14 protein-coding genes are annotated in these 16,296 nt (G+C 71.7%); 6 read left to right on the top strand and 8 right to left on the bottom strand.

Going from position 1 to position 16,296, the window contains the following annotated elements:
• Nucleotides 1–78: 78 nt before the first annotated feature.
• Complete coding sequence (locus ACGFZS_RS03940) at nt 79–288, top strand: hypothetical protein (RefSeq protein WP_393793776.1); 210 nt, start codon at nt 79–81, stop codon at nt 286–288.
• 112 nt (nt 289–400) lie between these two features.
• Entirely contained in the window at nt 401–2,332 is a 1,932-nt protein-coding gene (locus ACGFZS_RS03935; RefSeq protein ID WP_393793775.1) for a hypothetical protein, read from the top strand.
• Nucleotides 2,333–2,404: 72 nt separating this feature from the next.
• Here the strand turns inward: ACGFZS_RS03935 and ACGFZS_RS03930 are convergent, their stop codons facing one another.
• The gene (locus ACGFZS_RS03930) at nt 2,405–2,761 is read right to left on the bottom strand and encodes an iron-sulfur cluster assembly accessory protein (RefSeq protein ID WP_355726892.1); all 357 of its coding nucleotides are present in this window, start codon (nt 2,759–2,761) and stop codon (nt 2,405–2,407) included.
• Nucleotides 2,762–3,006: 245 nt separating this feature from the next.
• Between ACGFZS_RS03930 and nadA the strand changes: the two genes are divergently transcribed.
• Complete coding sequence (gene nadA / locus ACGFZS_RS03925; protein ID WP_393793774.1) at nt 3,007–4,203, top strand: quinolinate synthase NadA; 1,197 nt, start codon at nt 3,007–3,009, stop codon at nt 4,201–4,203.
• Nucleotides 4,204–4,218: 15 nt separating this feature from the next.
• Here nadA and ACGFZS_RS03920 read toward each other — a convergent pair whose 3' ends face one another.
• From ACGFZS_RS03920 to ACGFZS_RS03895, 6 genes are all read right to left on the bottom strand, one after another.
• On the bottom strand, nt 4,219–6,483 hold the full coding sequence (locus tag ACGFZS_RS03920) for a PQQ-binding-like beta-propeller repeat protein (RefSeq protein ID WP_393793773.1): 2,265 nt from the start codon (nt 6,481–6,483) through the stop codon (nt 4,219–4,221).
• 200 nt (nt 6,484–6,683) lie between these two features.
• Nucleotides 6,684–9,797 carry an efflux RND transporter permease subunit gene (locus ACGFZS_RS03915; protein WP_393793772.1) on the bottom strand — a complete coding sequence of 1,038 codons (3,114 nt, stop codon included), beginning with the start codon at nt 9,795–9,797 and terminating at the stop codon, nt 6,684–6,686.
• 172 nt (nt 9,798–9,969) lie between these two features.
• Nucleotides 9,970–10,653, bottom strand: a complete 684-nt coding sequence (locus ACGFZS_RS03910) for a response regulator (protein WP_393537259.1) — start codon at nt 10,651–10,653, stop codon at nt 9,970–9,972.
• A complete protein-coding gene (locus tag ACGFZS_RS03905; RefSeq protein WP_393793771.1) occupies nt 10,650–11,894 on the bottom strand; it encodes a sensor histidine kinase in 1,245 nt (414 codons plus the stop codon). The genes ACGFZS_RS03910 and ACGFZS_RS03905 overlap by 4 nt, the downstream gene beginning before the upstream one ends.
• 121 nt (nt 11,895–12,015) lie before the next feature.
• Entirely contained in the window at nt 12,016–12,294 is a 279-nt protein-coding gene (locus tag ACGFZS_RS03900; RefSeq protein ID WP_294008958.1) for a hypothetical protein, read from the bottom strand.
• A 28-nt stretch (nt 12,295–12,322) separates the two neighbouring features.
• Nucleotides 12,323–13,114 (bottom strand): PspA/IM30 family protein, encoded by a 792-nt coding sequence (locus ACGFZS_RS03895; protein WP_365680235.1) that lies wholly within the window; start codon nt 13,112–13,114, stop codon nt 12,323–12,325.
• Nucleotides 13,115–13,314: 200 nt separating this feature from the next.
• Between ACGFZS_RS03895 and ACGFZS_RS03890 the strand changes: the two genes are divergently transcribed.
• The 3 genes from ACGFZS_RS03890 to ACGFZS_RS03880 all read left to right on the top strand — a co-directional run bounded on the left by ACGFZS_RS03890 (nt 13,315) and on the right by ACGFZS_RS03880 (nt 15,928).
• Nucleotides 13,315–13,989, top strand: coding sequence for a DUF3043 domain-containing protein (locus tag ACGFZS_RS03890; RefSeq protein ID WP_393793770.1), 675 nt, complete (start codon nt 13,315–13,317; stop codon nt 13,987–13,989).
• Nucleotides 13,990–14,072: 83 nt separating this feature from the next.
• On the top strand, nt 14,073–14,774 hold the full coding sequence (locus tag ACGFZS_RS03885; protein ID WP_359209434.1) for a methyltransferase domain-containing protein: 702 nt from the start codon (nt 14,073–14,075) through the stop codon (nt 14,772–14,774).
• A gap of 71 nt (nt 14,775–14,845) precedes the next feature.
• Complete coding sequence (locus ACGFZS_RS03880) at nt 14,846–15,928, top strand: S1C family serine protease (protein ID WP_393793769.1); 1,083 nt, start codon at nt 14,846–14,848, stop codon at nt 15,926–15,928.
• Between the two features lie 52 nt (nt 15,929–15,980).
• Here ACGFZS_RS03880 and ACGFZS_RS03875 read toward each other — a convergent pair whose 3' ends face one another.
• On the bottom strand, nt 15,981–16,193 hold the full coding sequence (locus tag ACGFZS_RS03875; RefSeq protein ID WP_234542644.1) for a hypothetical protein: 213 nt from the start codon (nt 16,191–16,193) through the stop codon (nt 15,981–15,983).
• Nucleotides 16,194–16,296: the final 103 nt, after the last annotated feature.

Genomic DNA, 16,296 nt, shown 5'->3' with positions numbered 1-16,296 from the left:
CGTGGGCACCCTGAAGGTGCCAAAACTACCCGATAGTAGATCTTTCTTCGCGGCCCTCGACGTGCTTACGGTTCCGTCATGACGAACCTCAAGGTCCACGCCCCCGCTCCGGCCGACCTCGACGGCGACCTGGCGTCGCTGCGCGGTGACTGCGCGCGGATGGCCCCGCACTGGGTGGTTCCTGATCACAGCGATGCCCGTCCGGTGCCGCCGTCACTCATCCACGGGGTGACCGTGCCGAAGAAGTCCGCCAGACTCCTGGACGCGATGTCCGACTACGGCGACTGAGCGGCCGGGTTCCGCCCGGCGCGTTTCCAGGGAACCGCGCGCTCCCCTCCCGCGTCCCATCGCCGTCCCCCGTGAAGGGGAGGCGGGATACGACACGGCAAGGAGCGATGCGGTGAAGAGCGAGCGACCCGACAACGACGAGGACGCGGCCGCCGGCACCACCGGGGAGCCCCCCGAGAACGCCGTGGAAGAGGTTCCGGAACCGGCCGAGCCGACTGAGCCGACCGAGCCGGAGAAGGCCCCCGCGCCGGATGCGGACGTGCCCGGGCCGAGCGTGGCCCCGGAGCCGGAAGAGACTCCCGGCCCCGCGGTGGCCCCTGCCGCCGAGGCCGCACCTGCGCCCGAGCCGGAAGCCGAGCCGGAAGCCGCCTCTCACGCCGACACGCCGGGTACCCCTGGCCTCACCGATACCGGCATCCCCGATCTCGCCGACACGTCCGACGGCCCGGACGCTCTCGACGCGCCCGGCACCCCCGAGGCGACCGAGGCGACCGGTACACCCACGGCGGCCGAGTCACCTGAGGCATCCGAGGCGCCCGAACCGCCCGCGGCTCCCGAGGCGCCCGGACCGTCCGCGCCGCCCGCGGCTCCCGAGGCGTTCGAGCCCTCCGACGCCGGTGACCACCCCGCCCGGCGCCGCTCCCCCGCCCTCGTCATCGCCTCGGTGGCCGCCGCCGTGCTTCTGATAGGCGGCGGTGGCGCCTACCTCACGTCGAGCGGTGGCAGCGGCGGCAACGGTTCCGGTGGCGGCGGGGCGGCCCCGGGTGCCTCCGGTGGCTCCACTCCCCCGCCCCTGGCCCTGGACGGCTACTCCTCCTCCGGCGGCGGCAACGGCATCGCCCCCGGTGAGCCCAATCCCTACGGCGTGAGCTACACGGCGAGCGGGACGCTCCCCGGCGGTCCCGGCTCGGCCGCGGTGTACCAGCCGTCCGGCGCGGTCTCCGCGGACCGGGTCGCGGCGCTGGCGAAGGCGCTGGGGGTCGACGGGACCCCGGTCGCCGAGGGCACGGTGTGGAAGGTCGGTACGGACAACGACGGCTCCGGCGGGAGTCTCCAGGTGAACCGGGCCGCGCCGGGCATCTGGACGTACAGCCGCTACGCCCCCGGCACCGACAACTGCAAGAGCGCCCTGGTGTGCGCGCAGGACCCGGCGGCGCCGGCCGGTGACCCGGTGAGCGTCGCCGACGCCGAGAAGGCGGCGGCGCCGGTGCTGAAGGCGCTCGGGCAGGACGACGCGAAGCTCGACACGAGCCAGGTGATGGGTGCGCAGCGGGTGGTGAACGCCGATCCGGTGGTCGGCGGGCTGCCGACGTACGGCTGGACGACCGGGCTGACCGTCAGCAAGCAGGGCGAGGTGGTCGGTGGCAACGGGATGCTGGCGACGCCGGCCGAGGGCGCCACGTATCCGGTGCTGAGCGCCGCGAAGACGCTGGACCTGATGAACGCGGCGCCGCGCTCCGACCACCGGATGGGCATCGGCGGCTGCGCCAGTCCCGTACCGCTGAAGGACCGCCTGGAGCAGCCGTGCGCCGCGTCGACGTCGTCGGCGGCGTCGCCGTCCGCGTCCTCGGCGGTGATCGAGAAGGCGGTGTTCGGGCTGGCGGCCCAGTCCGTCGCCGGGCAGCAGGCGCTGGTGCCGTCCTGGCTGTTCCAGGTGCGCGGGGCCGCGGACTCGTACACCGTCACCTATCCGGCGGTGGACCCGAAGTACCTGGCGTCCGCGTCGACGCCCTCGGCGAGTGCCAGTGCCGCGCAGAAGAACGTGAAGGTGGACGGGTACACGGCCGAGGGCCGTGAGCTGACCGTCGCCTTCACCGGCGGGGTGTGCGCCGACTACAAGGCGACGGTGGACGAGGGCTCGGAGCAGGTGGTGGTCAAGGTCACCGAGACGCCCTGGCCGGACAAGATCTGCATCCTGATCGCCAAGCAGTACCACCAGACGGTGCGTCTCGACGCGCCGCTGGACGGCCGGAAGGTGGTCGGCACGGACGGTGGCGCGGTCCCGAAGGAGAAGGCCACGACGCTCACCCCGCAGGACGGCTGAGCGCGGACAGCACGAAGGCGGCGGCCCCTCGCGATGAGGGGCCGCCGCCTTCGTTTCGGTCAGCCGCTGGGCTCAGCTGAAGGAGTCGCCGCAGGCGCAGGAGCCGGTCGCGTTCGGGTTGTCGATCGTGAAGCCCTGCTTCTCGATGGTGTCGACGAAGTCGACCGACGCGCCGCCCAGGTACGGGGCGCTCATGCGGTCGGTGACGACCTTGACCCCGCCGAAGTCCTTGACGACGTCGCCGTCGAGGGACCGCTCGTCGAAGAAGAGCTGGTACCGCAGGCCGGAGCAGCCACCGGGCTGGACGGCGACGCGCAGGGCGAGGTCGTCACGGCCTTCCTGCTCGAGCAGGGCCTTGACCTTGGCCGCGGCGGCGTCGCTCAGGATGATGCCGTCGGTGGCGGTGCTGGTCTCGTCCGATACGGACATCTACATCTCTCCCGGGTTGTACGGAGACTGCTTGCCGACGAGTGCAACCGGCGGGTCCGCTGTTTCATTCCGGCCCGGCATTCGCGTTCTCGCGTTTTCTACTTCTTCATGCTCGCACACGCCCGAAGTCACGCACAGCGGCGCCGGGATTCACGTCACATCGACGCAATGGCCATCGTCAAAGTGACATGAAGCAGTTATGATAGATAACGTCAGAACGACGAAAAGTAGAAAGGGTGCGTGTCGTGACCACCGCCCAGACCCCGGAACTCGACGTACAGCCGACTCCGCTCGCCCTGCTGCTGCTCGGCCGTGAGGCCGACCCGAGGAGTGAGCGGGGCGTCGAGTGTCCCGGCGACCTGCCCTCGCCGTCCGACCCGGATCTGGTCGCGCGCGCCCGCGCGGCCAAGGAGAAACTCGGCGACAAGGTGTTCGTGCTCGGCCACCACTACCAGCGCGACGAGGTCATCCAGTTCGCCGATGTCACGGGCGACTCCTTCAAGCTGGCCCGGGACGCGGCCGCCCGCCCGGAGGCCGAGTACATCGTGTTCTGCGGTGTGCACTTCATGGCCGAGTCCGCCGACATCCTGACCTCGGACGACCAGAAGGTGGTCCTGCCGGACCTGGCGGCCGGGTGCTCGATGGCGGACATGGCCACCGCCGAGCAGGTCGCCGAGTGCTGGGACGTGCTGACCGAGGCCGGCGTGGCCGAGCAGGTCGTGCCCGTCTCGTACATGAACTCGTCCGCGGACATCAAGGCGTTCACGGGCAAGCACGGCGGCACGATCTGCACCTCGTCGAACGCGCAGCGGGCGCTGGAGTGGGCCTTCGAGCAGGGGGAGCCCTCGGCAACAAAGGTGCTGTTCCTGCCGGACCAGCACCTGGGCCGCAACACCGCCGTCCGGGACCTGGGCATGTCCCTGGAGGACTGTGTCCTCTACAACCCGCACAAGCCGAACGGCGGGCTCACCGCGGAGCAGTTGCGGGACGCGAAGATGATCCTGTGGCGCGGCCACTGCTCGGTCCACGGCCGTTTCAGCCTGGACTCCGTCAACGACGTGCGCGAGCGCATCCCCGGCGTGAACGTCCTCGTCCACCCGGAGTGCCGGCACGAGGTCGTGGCGGCGGCGGACTACGTCGGCTCGACCGAGTACATCATCAAGGCCCTGGAGGCGGCCCCGGCCGGCTCCAAGTGGGCGATCGGCACCGAGCTGAACCTGGTCCGCCGTCTCGCGAACCGTTTCGCCCCCGAGGGCAAGGAGATCGTCTTCCTCGACAAGACGGTCTGCTTCTGCTCGACCATGAACCGCATCGACCTCCCCCACCTGGTCTGGACCCTGGAGTCGCTGGCCGAGGGCAACCTCGTCAACCGCATCGAGGTCGACCAGGAGACCGAGGCCTTCGCCAAGCTGGCCCTGGAGCGGATGCTGGCACTGCCGTAGCCGTACGCCCCTGTGTCACCCCGAGCCGGACTTCCGCTCGGGGTGCGCGGGGTCGAGGCTGAAGAGGGTGCCGTCGGGGGTCATGACGGTCACCACGCCCTCGTAGAGCAGTGCCTTGGGATCGGACGCGTCGCCCGTCGCGGCCGTGGCGACGCGCGGGGACGTCTGCCAGAGGAGGGTGCCCTTGCGGGTGTCCAGGGCTGCCACCCGGCCGCTGGGACTGGCCAGGTAGAGGGTGTGGGTACGGGAGTCGTACGTCGGGGAGCCGGAGTTCTCCACGCTGGTGCGGGTGTGCCACAGCTCCTTGCCGGTCAGCGGGGACACCGCCGCCACCTCGCCGTTCGCGCCCGTGATCCAGAGGGTGTCCGAGGCGAGCGTCACCGAGCCCTCGTAGGTCTTCGCGAGCTTCGTCGTCGTCCGGCCGCCGGTCGTCGGGTCCGTCAGGAGGATCCTGGTGAACCTGGAGTCCTGCAGGGACGTCGAGCCGCTCTCCTCGTCGGCCAGGACCAAGGCCGGGTGACCGTCGACGACACCGAGGAAGCCGCTCTCGAAGGGGATCTGCCGACGCGCGAGGACCGTTCCGTCGCCGCGGTCCAGCTGCAGGAGCGAGGAGTACGTGGCGTTCTGCTCGGTGGGGAAGCACTGCGCGTACACGTCGGTTCCGCCCGGCAGGAACGTGCAGTAGGTGCGGGCCGGAAGCGTCATTTCCCAGCGCGCCTTGCCCGTGCGCGGGGAGCGGGCCGTCACCGTCCGGCCGTCGCTCTCGGCGGTGAGCACGACGTCACCGGCCATGATCAGGTCGACGTTCTCGTCGTTGACCTTGCGGATCCACAGTTGCGAACCGCTCGTCGCGTCGAGGGCCACGATGAAGGTGGGGTTGTTCTCGGCACCTTCCTCGGTGAGGGTCTCCCGGACGAGGAGCGTGCCGGCGGAGACCCCGAGGACCCAGGAGTCGTACCGGCTGGGATCGTCCCCCGGCGCCGCGAGCGCGGCGCGCCAGAGGGTCCTGCCGGTCCTGCCGTCCAGCCGCACCGGCAGGACGCCGTGGCCTCCGCAGTAGACGCTGCCGCCCTGGCTCAGGCAGTCCGCCTGGCCGTCCGCCGGCGTGCCGAGCGCGTTGACCTCGCCCCGGTCCGCCGGCTTGTACACCGTCGTCTGCCAGGGCTGCCAGCCGGTGGGCACCGCGGCCCAGCGGGAGGCCGAGGAGGAGCCCGCCGCCCCGGGGCCGTCCGCGAAACCCGGTCCGAACCGGACGTACCACAGCAGCCCCAGTGTCAGCGCGCCCACCGTGCCGACCACCGCCCAGAGGGTACGGCGGCCCCGGACCCGGCGGCGGCCGGAGCGGGTGCCGGTCGTGCGGTCGCCGTCGGCCCCCGGACCGGACGTCGCGTCGGTCGGCGCGGTGGCGGCGTCCAGGGCCCGGGCGGACGGCAGCCGCAGGGTCATCGTCTCCGGTTCGCCGGGGGCCGGCTCCGGCAGGGCCGCCGCGAACTCCCCGGCCAGTTCGTCGAGTCCGGGCCGGTCGGCGGGGTCCTTGGCCAGGCAGCGTTCCAGGACCGCGCGCAGCGGGCCGGTGACGCCGTCCAGGACGGGTTCGTTGTGGACCACCCGGTAGCCGGTGAGGTAGGGGCTGTCGGCGTCGAAGGGGCCGCGTCCGGTGACGCAGTACACCAGCAGCGCGCCGAGCGAGAAGACGTCCGAGGCGGGGCCGACCCTACGGGCGTCGGTGAACTGCTCCGGGGACATGAACGGCGGGGTGCCGACCATCTGCCCGGTCTCGGTGAGGGTGTTGTGGTTCTCGGCCGCGCGGGAGATGCCGAAGTCGATGACCCGGGGGCCGTCGCCGGCCATCAGGACATTGGCCGGCTTCAGGTCGCGGTGCACCATCCCGGCCCGGTGGATGTCCCGCAGCGCCTCCACCAGGCCGAGGGCCAGCGGGCGCAACTCGGCGACACGGAGGGCGCCATGGGCGCGGATGCGGGCGGCGAGGGACTGGCCGGGTACGTACTGGGTGGCCATCCAGGGCGCCCGGGCGTCCGGATCGGCGTCCAGGACGGGCGCGGTGAAGGCGCCGCTGACCCGGCGGGCGGCCTCGATCTCCTGCCGGAACCGGGCCCGGAAGACGGGGTCCTCGGCGTACTGGGCGTGCACCACCTTGACGGCGACCTCACGCCCGGAGCGCGACCGGCCCCGGTAGACGATGCCCATGCCGCCGGCCCCCAGCCGGTCGACCAGCTTGTAGCCGCCCAGGGACCGTGGATCGTCCTTGTGCAGCGGCATACGTCGATTCCCCTTCCACGACCGGCAGTTCGCGGCGCCAGCATACGGAACGCCGGTGTCGGACGATCGGTGGCCGGGTTGGCGGCCGAGGCCCGGGGCCGATAGCCGGGGCCGATACCCGGGGCCGATGGCCAGGCGTCCAGGGGCGGCGACCGGTTCCCGGTGGTGTGCCGGGAACCGGCCGCCGTCGGCGGGGACCGTCAGACGGCCGCGGGCTGCGGCTCCTCGGACGTGGGGGCGGACTCCGTGGCCCCCTGGCCCTTCTTGGCGGCCCGCTTCCCGGCCCGGCGCTCCTTGCGGAGCTCGACCATCGCGTAGAGCGTCGGCACGAGCAGCAGGGTGAGCAGGGTGGAGGTGATCAGACCGCCGATCACGACCACCGCCAGCGGCTGGGCGATGAACCCGCCCTCGCCGGTGACGCCCAGCGCCATCGGGAGCAGGGCGAAGATGGTCGCCAGGGCCGTCATGAGGATGGGCCGCAGCCGGTGCCGGCCGCCCTCGATCACGGCCTCGACGACGCCGTATCCCTGCGTCCGGTACTGGTTGACGAGGTCGATCAGGACGATCGCGTTGGTCACCACGATGCCGATCAGCATCAGCATGCCGATCATCGCGGGGACGCCCATCGGGGTGCCGGTGACGATCAGCAGGCCGAGCGCGCCGGTCGCCGCGAACGGGATGGAGACCAGCAGGATCAGCGGCTGGACCAGCGAGCGGAAGGTCGCGACCAGCAGCATGAAGACGATCGCGATCGCCGCGAGCATGGCCAGGCCCAGGTTCTTGAACGCGCTGTCCTGGTCCGAGGTGACCCCGCCGATCGAGGCCGTGGCGCCCGCCGGGAGCTTCAACGCCTTGATCTTGGACTGGAGTTGGGTGCTGACCGCGCCGGTGTTGTCACCGGTGGGCTTCGCGCTGACGGTCGCGGCGCGCTGGCCGTCGATCCGGGTCATCGACACCGGCGCGTCCACCAGCTTCACGGTGGCGATGTCGCCGAGCCTGACCGGGCCGAGCTTGAGCGCCCGCAGTTGCGCGAGGGTCTCGGTCGGCTCGGCGGACTTCACGACGACGTCCCGCTCGGTGTTGTCGAGGGTCGCCTTCGCGGCGGTCGTGCCCTTCACGGCCTGGGTGACGGCGGCGCCCAGCGTCTGGTCGTCGAAACCGGCCGCCGCTGCCTTGGAGTTGGCCTTCACCGAGATGCGCGGCACGCTCTGCGCCAGGTCGCTGGTGACGTCGGTGACGTCGTCGAGGCCCGCGACCGTGGCCCGGACCTGCTCGGCGGCCTTGCGCAGCACATCGCCGTCGGCCGCCTTCACGACGACGCTCAGGTCCTGGCTGCCGAAGCCGTCACCGGCCGACACCGTGGTCGTACCGATGCCGGACAGCTTGTGCAGGCCTTCCTCGATGGCGCTCTGCACCTTGTCGTACGACTTCGCGTCGTCCAGCATCACCGAGTACGACGCCTGGTTGGTGTCGGTGCCGCCGCCGAAGGCCGCCATGAAGCCGGAGGAGCCGACGGTGACCTGGTAGTCCTTGACGCCGTCGATGGAGGCGAGGAGCTTCTCGACCTTCTTCGCCTGGGCGTCGGTCGCCGCCAGGCTGGTGCCGGGCTTCAGCTCCTGCTTGACGGTGAGGACCTCCTGGTCGCCCTGGTCGAAGAAGTTGGTCTTCAGCAGCCCGGACATGCCGAACGTGACGACCAGGACGACGATCGCGATCAGCACGCTGGTGAGGCGGCGCCGGGTCGCGAAGCGCAGGACGGGGACGTACGCGCGCTGCAGGCGGCTGTTCGCCTCCTTCTCCTCGGCCTTGCGGCGGGCCTCGGCGGTGTCCTCGGCGGTGCCCTTGGGGGCCCGCAGGAACCAGTACGCGAGGACCGGTACGACGGTCAGGGAGACCAGGAGGGACGCCAGCAGGGCCGCGGTGACGGTGAGGCTGAAGGGGCCGAACAGCTGGCCCACCATGCCGCCGACCAGGCCGATCGGCAGGAAGACGGCGACCGTGGTGAGGGTGGAGGAGGTGACCGCGCCGGCCACCTCACGGACCGCCGTGAGGATGGCGGACTGCCGTTCCTCGCCGTAGCCGAGGTGGCGCTTGATGTTCTCCAGGACCACGATCGAGTCGTCGACGACCCGGCCGATGGCGATGGTGAGCGCGCCGAGGGTGAGCATGTTGAGCGAGAGGCCGCGGGTCCACAGCACGAGCAGCGCGAGGACGACCGACAGCGGGATGGACACCGCCGTCACCAGGGTCGAGCGGACCGAGGCCAGGAAGACCAGGATGACCAGGACCGCGAAGACCAGGCCGAGGGCGCCCTCGGTGGTGAGGCCCTTGATGGACTTGGAGACCGCCGGGCCCTGGTCGCTGACGACCGTGAGGGTGGCGCCGGAGCCGAGGTCCTGGCGCAGCTTGGGCAGCTTGTCCTTGACCGCGTTCGAGATGGAGACCGCGCTGCCGTCGTGGTCCATGGTGACGTTCACGGCGAGGCTGGGGCGGCCGTCGGTGCGGGTGATCGAGTCGGCCTGGGCCTCCTGCTCCTTCACCGTGGCCACGTCGCCGAGGCGCACGGGCTTCTTCCCGCCCTGCCCGGTGACCATCAGGTCCTCGATCTGCCGCAGCGAGGTGAGGCCGCCGCCGACCTGGACGGTGCGGTTGGCGCCGTCCTCGTCGAAGGAGCCCGCCGGCACGGTCGCGCCGGCCGCCTGGAGCGACTGGGCGAGGGCGGCGGAGGTGAGCCCGGCCCGCGCGAGCCTCGCGTCCTGCGGGGTGACGGTGACCTGGAGGTCGCGGACGCCGGTGACCTGGACGCGGCCGACGCCGTCGATGTTCTTCAGGTCCGGGACGACCGTCCTGTCCAGCTGGTCGGCGAGGGCCTGCTGATCCTTGTCGGAGGTGACGGCGAGGACCACGGTCGGCATGTCGTCGGTGGAGCCGGAGACGACCTGCGGGTCGACGGAGTCCGGGAGCTGGGCGCGGTTGACGGCCAGCTGGACGTCGGCCGCCAGCTGCTTGGTGTCGTTGCCGTAGTCGAAGGACGCCATGATGACGGCGTTGCCCTCGCTCGCGGTGGAGGTGACGCCGGTGACGCCGTCGACGCCTTCGAGGTTGTTCTCGATCGGCTCGATGACCTGCTTCTCGACGACGTCGGGCGCCGCCCCCTGGTACGGGGCGATGACCGACACCACGGGCAGGGAGATGGTCGGCAGCAGCTGCTGCTTGATCTGAGGGATGGCGATCGCCCCGAAGACGAGCGCGATCAGGGACATGAGGCCTATCAGGGCCCGCTGCGCGAGGCTGAATCTGGACAGCCAGGACATGGGTCAGGGTCTCTTTTCGGTGAGCTGCTGTGAGCGGCAGATGAGCGGCACAGGGGGCACCTGTGAGCGCCCACCCCACCACCCTCACCCATGCGGGACCCTGCTCACGTAGGCCCTGGGTCCCGTTCCCTTATCCGGTTCCTACTCCGGCCGCAGTACGCCCGGGTGGAGATCAGTCCATCCTCGGGCGGACCAGGCCCGACTCGTACGCGATCACCACGAGCTGCGCCCGGTCCCGGGCGCCCAGCTTGGCCATGGCCCGGTTGACGTGCGTCTTCACGGTCAGCGGGCTGACCTCCAGGCGCTCGGCGATCTCGTCGTTGGAGTGCCCGCCGGCGACCTGGACGAGGACCTCGCGCTCGCGGGAGGTGAGCGCGTCGAGGCGCTCGGTGCGGGCCGGGTCGCGGCCGTCGTCGCCGGCGTCGCCCTGGGCGAGGAAGCGGGCGATCAGGCCCTTGGTGGCGGTCGGGGAGAGCAGTGCCTCGCCGCCGGCGGCGACCCGGATGGCGCTCAGGAGCTCCTCGGGTTCACTGCCCTTGCCGAGGAAGCCGGAGGCGCCGGCGCGCAGTGCCTGGACGACGTAGTCGTCGACCTCGAAGGTGGTCAGGATGACCACCCGGACCCGGTCGAGGGACGGGTCCTCGCTGATGAGCCGGGTCGCGGCCAGTCCGTCGGTGCCCGGCATCCGGATGTCCATCAGGACGACGTCGGCCTGCTGCTCCCGGGTCAGCCGGACCGCCTCGGCGCCGTCGGAGGCCTCGCCGACCACCTCCATGTCGGGCTCGGAGTCGACGAGCACGCGGAACGCGCTGCGCAGCAGTGCCTGGTCGTCGGCGAGCAGGACACGGATCGTCATACGGAATCCCCCAGGGCGGCCGTACGGCCGTTACTGCGGCCGTCGGTGTCGGTCTTGACCGGCAGGATCGCATGGACGCGGAAGCCGCCGCCGTAGCGGGGGCCGGTGGTGAGGGTGCCGCGCAGGGCGGTGACGCGCTCGCGCATGCCGAGCAGGCCGTGGCCGCCGCCGGCCTCGGGGGCGGTGTCCTCGCCGGAGCCGTTGTCGAGGACCGTGACCTCGATGTGCGGTCCGACGCGTACGACGCTCACCTCGGCCTTGGCCTCGGATCCGGCGTGCTTCTGCACGTTGGTCAGGGCCTCCTGGACGATCCGGTAGGCGGCCAGGTCGACGGCGGCGGGCAGGGTGGTGCCGTGGTCGGCGCGGGCGACCTCGACCTGGAGTCCCGCGTTGCGGAAGGTGTCGGCGAGCTCTTCCAGGACGTGCAGGCCGGGGGCGGGCTCGGTGGGCGCCTCGGGGTCGCCGGACTGGCGGAGCAGGCCGACGGTGGCGCGGAGTTCGTTGAGCGCGGAGCGGCTGGCCTCGCGGACGTGGGCGAGGGCCTCCTTGGCCTGGTCGGGCCGCTTGTCCATGACGTGCGCGGCGACCCCGGCCTGCACGTTGACCAGGGCGATGTGGTGGGCGACGACGTCGTGCAGGTCGCGGGCGATCCGCAGCCGCTCCTCGGCGACCCGGCGCCGGGCCTCCTCCTCGCGGGTGCGTTCGGCCCGCTCGGCGCGCTCCCGGATGGCCTGGACGACGGCGCGCCGGCTGCGGACCGCGTCCCCGGCGGTGGCGCCGATGCCGGTCCAGGCGAAGATCGCGAGGTTCTCCTGGGCGTACCAGGGGAGCGGTCCGGCGGCCATCGCGGCGGTGGTCAGCACGATCATGGTGAGCAGGCCCGCCCGCAGGGTGGTGCGGCGGTCGGTGGTGGCGGCGACGGTGAAGAGGGCGACGACGGCCGCCATCGCGACGGGGGCGCGGGGGTCGCCGGTGACGCACTCGACGACGGCGGCGGCGCCGGTGACGGCCAGCACGGTCTTCGGGGCGAACCGGCGGAACACCAGGGCCGCGGCGGCCAGGGTCATCAGGGCGAGGCTGAGCGGGGCCGGGGTACGGATGCCCCAGGCGACACCGTGCGCACCGTGCGGCACCGCGAACGAGCTGACGACCATGCACCCCAGGACGCCGGCGGCGATGACCGCGTCCACGGCGAGGGGATGGGCGCCGGCCGTGCACCGGGCTCGTTCGAAGGTGCTCACGGTCTGAACAGTACGGCCGGTTCGTGCCGACCGGAACTGTCCGCTCGGGCCGCCGCGGGCACCGCCGGGTTTCCCACCCACCCGTCCCGGTCGGCCGAAGAGCCCGGGTCCGGGCGCCGCGTCAGCCCGGGATCAGGCCGTCGTCCCTCAGCAGGGCCCGGACCTCCTCCAGGGTCGCGTCCGGGGACGGGAGGATGAGGTCCGAGGGCTCCAGGGCGTCGTCGGGCAGGGGCGTGCCCAGTTCTCGGACCTTGTCCAGGAGGGCGGTGAGGGTACGGCGGAAGGCCGCCTCGTCACCGGACTCGGTCTCCGCGAGGAGTTCGTCGTCCAGCTTGTTCAGTTCGGTGAGGTGGCTGTCGGCCAGCCTCACCTGGCCCTCCCCCATGATCCTTACGACCATGTCGGCCATGTCGCCCTCCAGGCGTCGGCTACTGCTTGTCGAGGCGCGGGGTGTCCTGCGGCTGCTGTGCCTGCTGGCCCTGGCCGGTGCCGCCCTCGATCGCCTGCTGGGGCGAACCGCCGGCGAGCTCGGCCTTCATGCGCTGCAGTTCCAGCTCCACATCCGTACCACCGGAGAGCCGGTCCAGCTCGGCGGCGATGTCGTCCTTGGCCATGCCCGTCGGGTCGTCCAGGGCGCCGGAGGCGAGGAGTTCGTCGATGGCGCCGGCCCGGGCCTGGAGCTGCTGCGTCTTGTCCTCGGCGCGCTGGATGGCGAGGCCGACGTCGCCCATCTCCTCGGAGATGCCGGAGAAGGCCTCGCCGATACGGGTCTGGGCCTGGGCGGCGGTGTAGGTGGCCTTGATGGTCTCCTTCTTCGTACGGAAGGCGTCCACCTTGGCCTGGAGGCGCTGCGCCGCGAGGGTGAGCTTCTCCTCCTCGCCCTGGAGGGTGGCGTGCTGCGTCTCCAGGTCGGTGACCTGCTGCTGGAGGGCGGCGCGGCGGGACAGCGCCTCGCGGGCGAGGTCCTCACGGCCGAGCGCGAGCGCCTTGCGGCCCTGGTCCTCCAGCTTGGAGGACTGCTGCTGGAGCTGGTTCAGCTGGAGTTCGAGCCGCTTGCGGCTGGTCGCCACGTCGGCGACGCCCCGGCGGACCTTCTGCAGCAGTTCGAGCTGCTTCTGGTACGAGTAGTCGAGGGTCTCGCGCGGGTCCTCGGCCCTGTCCAGGGCCTTGTTCGCCTTCGCGCGGAAGATCATCCCCATACGCTTCATGACACCGCTCATGGGCTTCGCGCGCCCCCTTCTGACGGACTCCAGCTCACCGATCCTGCGACAGAACCCACAGTACGGGCCCTGCCTCCATTACCGCACTGTTCGGGGACCGATGCGCTCATCCCCAAGGACGACTGCGGACAGTCCCGCTCCGGCACAGGTAGGAGAGTGACTCCCCGAGCCGAACGCCTGCGACATCCCCTCTGTCCCCCATGGAGACGACTGGCGTTGCGGGATCGTTCCCCGCCCGACTAGGGCCCACACCCCGCCACCCCGTACCCTTGGGTTTTGTGTTCCGTAGCCGTGCCAAGGAAGAGAAGGCCCCCGCCGACAAGGCGGCGGTGACCGACTCCAAGCAGACCCGTGACCCGCAGGCCCCGAAGGGCAGGCCCACGCCCAAGCGCAGTGAGGCCCAGACCCAGCGGCGCAGCGTGGCCAACACGCCGACGACCCGCAAGGACGCCGCGAAGCGTCAGCGCGACGACCGGCGCGCCGCCATGGAGCGGCAGCGCCAGGCGCTGGCCACCGGCGACGAGCGGTACCTGCCCGCCCGTGACAAGGGGCCGGTCCGCAGGTTCGCCCGTGACTGGGTCGACTCGCGCTTCAACGTGGCGGAGTTCTTCCTGCCGCTGGCCGTGGTCATCCTGATCATGAGCGTGATCAACAACACGGCGATCAAGAACATCGCGCTGCTGCTGTGGCTGATCGTGATCGTGCTGATCGTGCTCGACGCGGCCGTCAGCGGCTTCCGGCTGCGCAAGCGCCTGGCCGAGCGCTTCCCCGACCAGAACAAGAAGGGCGCGGTCGCCTACGGGCTGATGCGCTCCCTCCAGGTGCGCCGGCTCCGGCTGCCCAAGCCGCAGGTCAAGCGCGGAGAGCGGCCCTGAGCACAGAGCCGTTCTCCGGGGGTGCGGCGAAGGTCTGGCTGACCAGGCTGGGCGGGCTGCGTGATGTCGTACGACAGGAGCTGGTGGCCCGTCAGCTCGACGAGCAGATAGCCGGGCGGTTCCCGGTGGGGCAGCGGCTGCGGGTGCTCGACGTCGGGATGGGCCAGGGCACGCAGGCGCTGCGGCTGGCCCGGGCCGGGCACCAGGTGACCGGGGTCGAGCAGGAACCGGCGATGGTCACGGCCGCGCGCCAGGCCCTGGCCGGTGAGCCGGAGGGCATCCGCGAGCGGGTGCGGATCGTCGAGGGGGACGGCCGGGACACCGGCGTCCACTTCCTGCCGGGCAGTTTCGACCTGGTGCTCTGCCACGGTGTGCTGATGTACGTCGAGGAGCCCGACGCGCTGCTGGCCGGACTGGCCCGGATGCTCGCGCCGGGCGGACTGCTGTCGCTGCTGGTGCGCAACGCGGACGCGCTGGCCATGCGGCCGGGGCTGAGCGGCGACTGGGCGGGCGCGTTCGGCGCCTTCGACTCGGTCTCCTACCGCAACCGGCTCGGCCTGGACGTCCGGGCCGACCGGCTGGGCACGCTCACCGACGCCCTCGCCGGGATCGGCGCGCCCCTGCACTCCTGGTACGGCGTACGGGTGTTCACGGACACGGCCGCGGACGACGCGGAGATACCCGACGACGTGGAGACCCTCCTCGCGGCGGAGGAGCGGGCCGGGCGGACCGATCCGTACCGGGCCGTCGCCGCGTTGCTGCATCTGTGCGGGGTCCGCGGCTGAGCTCCGCGGGCGCCGCTCGTTCGGATCAGCAGCACGCGCCGGACCGTCAGCGGCGCGACGAGACTCGGGACATGGACGCTTCCCCCGCCCGCCGGACGACCCTTCGTACGGCCGCCGCGCTCGGTTCCTGCTGCCTCGTCCTCGCCGTCTCCGGATGCTCCGCCCTCGGCGGCGGAGCGGCCGAAGACACCTCGACCGGGGCGGCCCGGGCGGCGGCCGTCCCGATGTCGGCGACCGATCTGCAGAACCAGTACCAGAAGGTGATCAAGGACGTCCTGCCGTCGGTCGTGCAGATCCAGGCCAGCAGCGACCTGGGCTCGGGCGTGGTCTACGACGGCGCCGGGCACATCGTCACCAACGCGCATGTCGTCGGGAACGAGAAGACGTTCCGGGTGACGACCGCCAACAACGAGGAACCGCTCACCGCGACGCTCGTCTACTCCTATCCCGAGCAGGACCTGGCGGTCATCCGGCTCGACAAGGTCCCGGACGGGCTGAAGGCGGCCTCCTTCGGGGACACCGAGAAGGTCCAGGTCGGGCAGATCACCCTCGCCATGGGCTCGCCGCTCGGGCTGTCGTCCAGCGTGACCGAGGGCATCGTCTCGGCGACCGGACGGACCGTCAGCGAGAACCGCGAGGGCGGCGGTACGGGCGCCACCATCCCCAACATGGTGCAGACCTCGGCGGCCATCAACCCCGGCAACAGCGGCGGTGCGCTGGTCGACCTGGACGGCCGGGTCGTCGGCATCCCCACGCTCGCCGCGAGCGACCCCGACCTCGGCGGCAGCGCGGCGCCCGGGATCGGGTTCGCCATCCCGGCGTCGATGGTGCGGACCGTCGCCGACCAGATCATCAAGCAGGGCAAGGTCACCGACTCGGGGCGGGCCGCGCTGGGCATCACCGGGCGCACCGTCGTCGACGAGAACTACCAGCCCGCCGGGGTGGCCGTGGTGAACGTGCGGCCGGGGGGCGCGGCCGACAAGGCGGGCATCCGGGCCGGGGACATCATCACCAAGGTGGGTGAGGACGACATCACCACCATCACCTCACTGGCCGTGTCGCTCGCGTCGGACCGGCCGGGGCAGCGGACGACGGTGACGTACAGCCGGGACGGCGTCCGGCGGACGGTGGATGTGACACTGAGCGAGCAGTAGCGGGCAGTGACGGCGGGGCGGCCTTGTGCGGGCCGCCCCGGACCGGCACGTCTCAGGACTCGTCCGCGTGCAGGCTCATCGGGCCGTAGATCTCGGTGGCGTCCTCGTAGAGCCTCACCTGGTCGGCGCCGCCGGCCAGCAGGGCCTTCCACTGTTCGCCGATCCAGGACTCGGCGTCGCCCTGGGTGGTGAACTCCTCGGGTTCCACCGCGGGCTGGACCTCCGTCCCGTCGGCCTTCTCGAACCGCCACGTCCATGCCGCCATGTAGGCCTCCTTTGATCCAACTGGTGCATCGTATAAGGGTGCCGGGAAAAACTCCGCTGGTTGTGGGCTTGTGTGCGGGCTCGGTGGGGGCTGAGCGCGCCAC

It is taken from the genome of Streptomyces sp. NPDC048288, from assembly GCF_043201555.1.
GTDB lineage: Bacteria > Actinomycetota > Actinomycetes > Streptomycetales > Streptomycetaceae > Streptomyces.
Note: the sequence above shows the minus strand (reverse complement) of the source record. Positions and strands in the feature narration are given on the sequence as shown.